The organism is Bartonella sp. AD13SXNS (assembly GCF_042196465.1).
Lineage (GTDB): Bacteria > Pseudomonadota > Alphaproteobacteria > Rhizobiales > Rhizobiaceae > Bartonella.
This window is the reverse complement of sequence record NZ_JBHIQI010000063.1, coordinates 1-1364: the sequence shown is the minus strand read 5'-3', so window position 1 is coordinate 1364 and position 1364 is coordinate 1. Positions and strand designations below refer to the sequence as shown.

General features: G+C 35.8%; 2 protein-coding genes. Both read left to right on the top strand.

Annotated features, from left to right (window positions below; genetic code table 11):
• The first annotated feature begins 5 nt into the window (after positions 1-5).
• Complete coding sequence (locus ACFIMQ_RS09340) at positions 6-575, top strand: hypothetical protein (RefSeq protein WP_375621848.1); 570 nt, start codon at positions 6-8, stop codon at positions 573-575.
• A gap of 76 nt (positions 576-651) precedes the next feature.
• Positions 652-1364 (top strand): ERF family protein (locus tag ACFIMQ_RS09335; protein ID WP_375703925.1); only part of this gene is annotated, 713 nt, incomplete at its 3' end.

Sequence of the window (1364 nt, the reverse complement as noted above, 5' to 3'; positions counted from 1 at the left end):
AAATCATGGAAAAGAAATACGAACTTACTGATGAAATAAAAGAATTTTATGATGCAAGAACCGATAAAAGTAAAAAACTTTATCGCATACGTGCATTAAGAGATTTTAGAAATATTAAAAAGGGTTACTTAGGCGGCTATATACAAAAAGAAGACAACCTATCGCATGAAGGCGATTGTTGGGTTTGGCATAAAGCTATGGTTTATGGTGACGCTAAGATTTTCGGCAATGCACAAGTATTTGAATGCGCAGAAATTACAGGCAGGGCGCGTGTTTATGAAAATGCAAAAGTTTGCGGTGAAGCATATGTTGAATATGATGCACAAGTTTACGGCAATGCACAAATTTATGGTGAGGCTCGAGTTTTGGGCCATGTTTATGGCTATGCCCGTGTCTATGGAAATGCTTATATAAGTGATAAAGCACACATTTCCGGAAATATGAAAATTCTAGATGGAGTATATATTTTCGATAATGTAAATATTTCTGGTAATCTTGAAATTCGTGGACGCAATTCAATCATCTACGAAAGTGACTATTCAGCAAGCGATATAAGCTACATAAGCCGTTTCTAACACCGAAAAACCAACTTTTAAACACCAGCGTGATTCACGCCACGGGGGAATTGCGCTCAAATAGGAGGAAATCAAGATGAGTGAACAAAACACGAACTTAACAGAAGTAAACAAAACAAACGATTGTGAAGTCAAATCTACAGCTATGGAGCTTATTTTAGAAAGAGCTCTAGAAAATGATGTCGATATGGATCGTCTCAAGCGTCTTCTTGAATTGCGAGAAAAGGAGATAGAACGACAAGAGCGTCAAAACTTTGTCCGTGATCTTTCTACTATACAAGTGGAATATAAAAATATCGAACAAAATGCCATTAATACACATACTAAAAGCCTCTATACAACGCTTGATAAATATATTGATGCTATTAAAGAACCTCTTGCAAAACATCACTTTGCCTTGTTCTCTCGTATCAAAGACCAGAGTTCAAATGACATAACTGTAGAAATGACTTTAAAGCATATATCGGGCAATGAAATATCAACACAAGGAACATTTCCCATTGATGCTACGGGAAGCAAAAATAACACACAAGCGGTTGGTTCTACTATAAGCTACGCACGTAGATATCTCTTAGGCATGCTTCTTAATGTTGCAAGAAAAGAAGACGATACAGATGGAATAACACTTCTTGCGGGTATCTCTTCTGAACAGATGAATGAAATCAAAGAATTAATTAAAAAAACACAATCTGAAGAAAGTAGGCTTCTCTCTTTCATAGGAGTAAAAAATCTAAAAGATATGTCTTTTAAACAAGCACAAACCGCTTTGTTTGCTTTGAAAAAAAAGCA

Bases quoted from the DNA above. Each gene is read 5' to 3' on its own strand.
- ACFIMQ_RS09340 (WP_375621848.1), top strand. From the start codon at position 6: ATGGAAAAGAAATACGAACTTACTGATGAAATAAAAGAATTTTATGAT.